Raw genomic sequence first — 7,538 nt, forward strand, 5'->3', positions numbered from 1 at the left:
GTCGTACTAAAATGTAGCATTGGTTGGCCGAGCTTATCTTCGCCATCAACCGATTCAATCGCATCAGTTTGATTGATCACATCCACTAAATGCGCCGACTCAGTTACTCCCCAAAACACTTTGCCGATACCGACACGCAGTTCATAGTCATCCCAATAGGTTAAATAAAGCGCTTCACGGATATCGCCATGGGTGCGCTCAGAATCCATTTGGTCATAACGATAAAATGGCACAAAGGTAAAACTGGCTTCTCCCTCTGAAAGTTCCCAATACCATTCTGGCTGTAATACCAAAGAACTCTGCCCTTTCTGCTGTCCCTGAAGACCATGACTCACAAACTGTCGATGCTCCACATTGACCTGTCCGGAAAATTCAACGGCGTGCACAGGCAGCATTACCACACCAAAAACGCTGGCTGCCCACAGCAAACTTCGACAACCAGCGGTGACTAGAGATGATTTCATTCGCGCACCTACTTAACCCGTTTGAGGATGTTTTTTTGAAAATCCTTGTCACTAAGGCCGGTTTGGAACTCTAAATCACTCGTGATCAATTCGGTACTTTTCCCCGATTGATGATTCACCATCGCCATGCGATGAGCGCGCCAATACTTGTTCAGATAGAGCGTATAGTCAGAAAACGTCAGTGTTTTAAGTAACGCGCCACGGCGGTCATAAAATTCGATTTTTAGCGGACGATAGTGCTGCGTATCAATCCATGCGATTTGCTTGGTGTAGCCGGAATTTTTATCCGTTGGTATCTGCTCAAGTTGATAAGTCGCTTGGCCATCCCATTGCTCATCACCTAGATAATTAAAGCGGTACTTCTCTAATTCAAACGAGCTAAGATCTTCGAATGAAAATTCACTGCCCATAAAAGGGCCGGATTTATTACGCGATGAAATTCGTTTAACCCGCTTTAAAGCCGGGAGGTATAGCCATTGATCATCGGCATCAACAATATGTGAATGGTTAAGAAAGGCGGTGCCTTTAACATCACGGGGCTCATCAAAAATAGTCAGCCCTTTATCGCCATCATCCTTCACTTCAAGGTTTTTTAATCGCATCGCACGAGTACTGCTTTCTCCTTGAGCATTTTTTAGCACCATGTTCATGGTTGCTAATGAATCGCCCCACCCTTCGTCACGCACTTTACGCTCTTGTGCAATTTCCAATCCGCGCTCCACGCTTGCATGTGCCATGGCCGAATGGAACAGCCCCATCCCCAAAGCCAGTAAAAGTGATACGGCAATGCTACGTGACTGTTTTGCTTTATTTCTTATCATCATAAATATCCTTATTTCTAACGCGTGCTGCTAAGCGGTTGTACATTGCTATCTGTTACTAATGATTCTGTTTTTGACGATGATATCTCCATCGCATAATCCGCCTTATCGAACTTCATGAGCAACGCAGGCAAGAAGACAAAGTCGACCACTAGAGCGATAAAAATCACGATGGCACTCAGCATGCCCATATCGGCATTGAGTCGGAATGATGACATTGCTAGGACCGAGAAACCGGCGACCAACACCACGGTAGTGATCCATAACGCGCGACCAACGGTAAGGAAGGCATAACGAACGGACGCTTCAGCCGATTGCCCCTGCTTTCGAGCGCGTTGATATTTCGATAAGAAGTGCACCGCATCATCCACGACGATACCCAGTGTCAATGTCACTACCACCGATAGACCAAGATTGATCTCACCGGAAATGAGCGCCCACAAGCCAAAGCCTATAATCGCAGGCGCGATATTAGGCATTAAACTGATCACGCCAAGTCGCACTGACCGTAGGGCAAAGATCATCAAGCCCGATATCAAAATAAGTGTGATTGGTAAGGTGGAAAGCATGCTGGTCATGTTGGTTTCGCCAATGTGGGCAAACATCAGATTCGGGCTCGATGCCACGATTTGATATTGTGGTGCATGCTCACGAAACCATTGGTAGATGCGATTTTCTAAATCAACCAAACCAACACTGCCTAAATTCTCCGTTGTCAGCACCAGTTTGACCGAAGACTTATCCACGTTGATTTGATTATTAAGATCCAAACCAAATGGCAGCGACATCTCATACAGCAATAAATACTGCGCCGCTAGCTCACGTTCTTGAGGCAGTTGGTAATAAGCGGGATCATCACCGTGCATGTTTTTATTTTAAGCGCTTATAAGTATCGGCAAGTGAGGCAACATGATCGGTTTCCGGTTGGGCTCTCAACCAATCTGTAAACTCACCTAAAGTCGCCATAAAATTAGGCGCAGCAATGCCTTGGGATTCCGCCGTTTTTATCGCAATGCTGATGTTGGTCATGCCACTGATACGCTGCTCCATAAAATCCGCAGCTTGACGAAACTCGCTGCTGGTGTCGAAGTACCGCACCGAATCATCGTTCACCTTATTGAACGGAACGGCCACCGCAGCCAATACGATCACAACAACAGAAATCGGCAGCAGTTTGCTTTGATGCTTTACCACCACATTGGCAAGTAGAGCCATAAGACCTGACTCTGGTTGTTCGGAACTTGCCAGTGGTTTGATTCTGATTGGCAGCACTTTAAGCAAAGCGGGCAGCAATGTGACAGAGAGTAAACAGGCGATCATTACGCCCAAGGCGGCTTCATTACCAAAATCACGTAGTACCGGTGAATCCGACATATTCATCATCATAAAACCGATGGCCGTGGTAATTGATGTGATGAAAATAGGAACGGCATTGATCTCCACGCTATGCGTGATAGCCTGAACCTTTGAATCCCCTCTTTGCATACGCTGGCGCATGGTCGCGATCACATGCACACAATCAGCGACCGCGAGCGTCATTACCAAGGTTGGAATATTCACGGTCGCCGTACTCAGGAACATCCCCGCCCACCCTGTTAAACCTAACGTGGTCATCACTGAAGCAAGAATAATCACTAGCGTGGCGATAACACTGGAAATCGAGCGTAGCATCAACACTAAGAACAGCAGGATAACCCCAAACATCATCGGTACTAGGGTGGTAGAATCTTGCTGCGCGGCAACCATAAAGGCATCATTTAACGCCACCAACCCTGCTTTATAAAAGCTAACGTCAGGGTAGAGTTGCTGATACTTCTTTATTAAGTCGTCGACATAAGCCACGACTTCAATCGACTCGGCGGTTTTATCGATTTCAGGCATTTGAATCGTGACATTAATTACCGATACATCGCCGTTTTGCGAAATCATCGAATGGACCAAAGCGGGTTCATTGAGCGCGATTGTTTGTGCGCGCTCAATACGCTCAGTCGTTAAGGGATAGTCTTGGTACAACAAATCCTCAACGATCAAGTCATCTTGGTGCGCTTCGGTATGTTGAAAGTTAGCCAAGGAATCAACGCGGCTCGAGTATGGAATTTGCCACGCATCGACAGTGAGTTGCTGGATCAACGTTAAGTTGGTTTTATTGAAGATCGTTTGATCTTGTGGAGCAATGACAATCGAAATGTTGTCGGACTTAGCGAACGTAGTTTGAATCTCATCAAAGGCTAATAATTGCTCATTTTGCCCATCAAAAAATATTTCATAGTCGCCGCGAAAATATAAGTTTTTAGCCCCAATAGTAGAGACAACGATCGCAGTGACCGTAAATAGGATTACCCACCATGCGTATCTCGTCGGCCAAGTAAACCATGCGTTTGAGTTAGAACTCTGTGCGTTCATCACACTCTCCATTTGTGACGGTTCGTCAAAAATATCCATTAAAAATCCAGCTAGTGCTGGATGCTTAATAAATGCATTGCCAAAACTACGCATTTAACTCAATTAGCTTAATGCTATGGCGTTACATGTCATTTTTTGACGAATCGTCACCAATGGCGATTTTAAAAGCCCTAAAGGGCTTTGTTATCGACCAACGGACGCAAGGTATTCAATCTCATCGTTGAACAGCTCTTTTTCTACACGCTGCCAAGTTTTACGATAATCCCATTCTGTTGAAAGGGGCTGCCAGTTCAGGCCATCGAGCAACATATTCGCATTGTGTAATACTGAAAAAGGGTCTTGTAATCGACTGATACAATGACTATTCGAAGCGTTTTGCGCCAAGGCATTTGACCCAAAGGCAATGGCCCAATTCGCAAAAACAATAGAATCTGAACCAATGCCTGAAGAGAACTTCAAATCACCCGCTTCTACCGCGCTACTGATCAAACCGTCGGCAAAATTAATCACTTGCTCTTCAAGTTCATTAAGTTGCTGCACCCTGGCTGGAGACGCTTTTTCCAACACCCAAGGGCTCTTTGCCATAATCGCGCATGTAGAGAGTACCGGTTCCATACGAGCATAAATGCGATAGCTTACGTGTAAAGCAATCACCTGTTCACGTGTATTACCACCGAATTCCGATGAACGAGCAAACATCAATGCTTCCGCTCTTAAAGAGTGAATGCATAATGCAATAATGACATCTTCTTTGCTGCAAAAATGGTTATAAATCGTACCTTTAGAATAAGGGCTCATGGTAGTGAGCTTATCCATAGTTAAGTTACTAAACCCTTGTTCTTGAACCATAGATTTCGCTAATAAAATTAACTCCACCTCACGGTCAGCAATCGCCTGCTGTTTTTTGGATAAACCAAACACACAACCTGACTTTTCTTTTTGCTCATTCTTTTTACAGCTAAAACCAAACATGATTATCTATGCCCGTCTCTGTTTGTACTCCCTGACTTTTGCATTATAACACGATTCGATATCACCACCGAATTAACCATTAATCCAACTTTGTAACGCTTCATCATTTTTTGACACATCGTCACAATAGGTGATAAAGACAGAGAGTTCAAGTGACCTAATGCAAAATATCAATGATTACGCCGATTGATATTACAATATGGAATATCGAAACATACTAAGTTCGATATTAGCAGTTGGAAAAACAGAGAAAACGGAAATATTGAACGTGAACCAGCATCGCTCATACCCTAAGTACATCACATCCCCCTTGTAAGATCATGTCGTAAGGATGGTATAGATTTGGCGTACTACGATCCTACCAGTGATGACTCATTTTTATATACCGCTAGCTGCGTAGTAAATACACTCGCCCATGCAACGCGATTTCGCCCAGTACGTTTGCATTCATATAAGGTTTTATCTGCAGTAGAAAACAGCGACTCAACCAGTTCTTCAAATCCTGCGTCACAGCGATGTAACGAGTTTCGTTGCGCCAAAGCACCGCCGATGGAGACGGTAACTCGGCCATAATCAGCATTGCCAATGTGCTCAATCGCCAGTTGCTCTATTGCGCGGCGCAAAAGCTCACTGGAACGCTCTAGCTCTTCCCTATCATGACGCGCACACAAAATCACAAATTCTTCACCACCATAACGAAACGCCATGTCAACATTGGTCAATTTACTCTGTAATTGCCCAGCAACGCTCGCCAAAGCATCATCACCCGCCATATGCCCGTATATGTCGTTATAAGCTTTGAAGTTATCGATATCACAAATCATCAGCCCAACATATTTTCCGCGCAATACGTTTTGCTGAATGTATGGTAATGCGGTACGAGAATATTTATAACGTGAACCTAATCCGGTTAATAAGTCTGCATCTGATTTAGCTCGTAACGAATCAAGTTGTTGATCGATCTTCATTAATCGCCCTTTGTAGGCGCGCGCCAATTGGCCAATCTCATCCTCTCGATTCAGTTCGTCGAGATCTTTCATGGTTTTATAACGCGCGCCACTGTTCATGCTAATCGCTAAATTTTTCAGCGGAGAGACAATACGGTGTGTCACCCAGTAGGCGATACAAATCACCAACAACAACGCCGCGATGGCTTCAAAACCAATTTCTCTAATAATATTTTTTTTGATTGCAGCTAATTTACTCGCATCAAACACCGCCCAAATATAACCGCCATTATTATTCCGCAGCGGAATTTCAATATTGAGTAGGTAGCTTTGTTCATCGAGATAGAAGCGTTCATCGTTACTAAGTGGCCTTAACCAGCGGATTTCTTCATTTAACGCCAACTTATTACTGTTAGTTAGAGAGTCTCGTTCTGCTTGTGCTTTAACCAATAGATAATTGAGCTTACGCACTTCAATTGTATTGTGTGTTTCAACCGTTTTGAGTTGTGCTTTTAGTCTCGTGACTCGCTCATAGGATAATTGCAAATCTTGGTCAGTGACATTGGCGCGCCAAACTTTGCCATAAGTAGGTATATAGCGGACATAGACCTCTTGTGACGAGTAATCCGACACCCCTTTTACCTCGATAAATTCGAGATCATCAATAGAAGCCAAACGCTCAACGACCGAGGCCATGGTGAGGTTCGCATAATTAACACCCGCTACAGAGGTGGAGAAAAAATGGACTTGCGACTGCAATGCTTGATTCGCTAAGGCCGCTGAATAATCAACTTGTCGTTGCCACTCACTTTCGTAACGAGTAAAACTCAAACCAGCAATGACGAGCAGTACCAAACAAAGATGGGACATAAACAGCATTTGATTGATGCTTAATCTTTTAATGACTGTGATCATAACGGCTTATCCTAATGAGAATAGAACGGTTCACTTTTTAAGACGACTACCAAAGACAGAACAAACACCATGGCGACAAATATCTTTGTAGGAGGAATGGCAGCTATTGCAGTAACCGGGCTTCAATGATGGGTGGCTATGACTAATGTCTTCCCCTTTGTGATTGTAACTGCCATAAATAGCCTCTCCCCCGATGTGTTCGGTAATTCGAATGAGATCGGCTTGTTCCGAAATCGCAACAACAGTTGGGCCATCACTATAGGGACCGCGATTAAGATATTGCTTAATTTTTTTCGGGTTAACACGGATCGTGAGAGATGATCCCTGACCGTTATTTATCCAGCTATAAGCTCGAAACGTTTCTTGAGCAAACAAAGAGCTTTCCGCTGGAAGATCACTATTTTCAGGATAAATAATGGTTTCTTTGACGATGGGCCAAAACTCCCAACCCACAGGGTAGCTTGCGATCGATTCCGCTTTAACGAAACTTGAAAGCAGCAATATGTACAAAAAACTCAATAACCCCAGTGCTCTCATAGCAACCTAAATCCAACTATTTTTTAGTTCTAACAACCCTTCGCAATACCGAAACACCTGATATGCAAACAAGCACACTAAATAATGGTATGCAATTCTGCTATAGATTTGTATTTATTTTCAACAATGTTGCCGAGTCACATGTCAGGCTGCGGAGTGATTCAAACTCTCATGTATTTGTTTCACGGCTTTTGGTTAGTAAAACGCGGACTTGACCACGCTAAATCCTAATAATAATGATGTTAACAATCGATATCGCTGATATTTAACTGGAAAACGGAATATCCAAAGTTGGCGCCGGAGAAGCGTGATGCAAGCTGCGTTCAAGGTGAGAGGTTTTAGATAGACGAAAAAAAACCTCGATATAATATCGAGGTTTCATTTGTTTGGAGCGACACATCGGGTTCGAACCGATGACCTCAACCTTGGCAAGGTTGCGCTCTACCAACTGAGCTAGTGTCGCATTTTTACCTAATAAT

General features: G+C 43.9%; 4 protein-coding genes, 1 tRNA gene and 2 pseudogenes. All 7 read right to left on the reverse strand.

What is annotated here, in order from left to right; translation table 11 throughout:
* A pseudogene (locus tag RH85_RS05175) lies at positions 1 to 464 on the reverse strand (hypothetical protein); the annotation flags it as partial.
* 8 nt (positions 465 to 472) lie between these two features.
* A complete protein-coding gene (locus RH85_RS05180; protein ID WP_086027066.1) occupies positions 473 to 1,222 on the reverse strand; it encodes an outer membrane lipoprotein-sorting protein in 750 nt (249 codons plus the stop codon).
* Positions 1,223 to 1,302: 80 nt separating this feature from the next.
* Positions 1,303 to 3,688 (reverse strand): annotated as a pseudogene (locus RH85_RS05185) (efflux RND transporter permease subunit).
* A 183-nt stretch (positions 3,689 to 3,871) separates the two neighbouring features.
* Complete coding sequence (locus RH85_RS05190) at positions 3,872 to 4,660, reverse strand: TetR/AcrR family transcriptional regulator (protein WP_006711150.1); 789 nt, start codon at positions 4,658 to 4,660, stop codon at positions 3,872 to 3,874.
* A 350-nt stretch (positions 4,661 to 5,010) separates the two neighbouring features.
* On the reverse strand, positions 5,011 to 6,522 hold the full coding sequence (locus RH85_RS05195; protein ID WP_006711151.1) for a GGDEF domain-containing protein: 1,512 nt from the start codon (positions 6,520 to 6,522) through the stop codon (positions 5,011 to 5,013).
* A 30-nt stretch (positions 6,523 to 6,552) separates the two neighbouring features.
* Positions 6,553 to 7,059 (reverse strand): hypothetical protein, encoded by a 507-nt coding sequence (locus RH85_RS05200; protein ID WP_006711152.1) that lies wholly within the window; start codon positions 7,057 to 7,059, stop codon positions 6,553 to 6,555.
* 387 nt (positions 7,060 to 7,446) lie between these two features.
* A tRNA-Gly gene (locus RH85_RS05205) sits at positions 7,447 to 7,522 on the reverse strand.
* Positions 7,523 to 7,538 lie beyond the last annotated feature (16 nt).

Source organism: Vibrio ichthyoenteri ATCC 700023 (genome assembly GCF_000222605.1).
In the GTDB taxonomy this organism is placed as follows: Bacteria; Pseudomonadota; Gammaproteobacteria; order Enterobacterales; family Vibrionaceae; genus Vibrio; species Vibrio ichthyoenteri.

Excerpts from the sequence above, each read along its gene's own strand:
- RH85_RS05180 (WP_086027066.1), bottom strand. The coding sequence starts at position 1,222 with ATGGGGCTGTTCCATTCGGCCATGGCACATGCAAGCGTGGAGCGCGGA.
- RH85_RS05190 (WP_006711150.1), bottom strand. The coding sequence starts at position 4,660 with ATGTTTGGTTTTAGCTGTAAAAAGAATGAGCAAAAAGAAAAGTCAGGT.
- RH85_RS05195 (WP_006711151.1), bottom strand. The coding sequence starts at position 6,522 with ATGATCACAGTCATTAAAAGATTAAGCATCAATCAAATGCTGTTTATG.
- RH85_RS05200 (WP_006711152.1), bottom strand. The coding sequence starts at position 7,059 with ATGAGAGCACTGGGGTTATTGAGTTTTTTGTACATATTGCTGCTTTCA.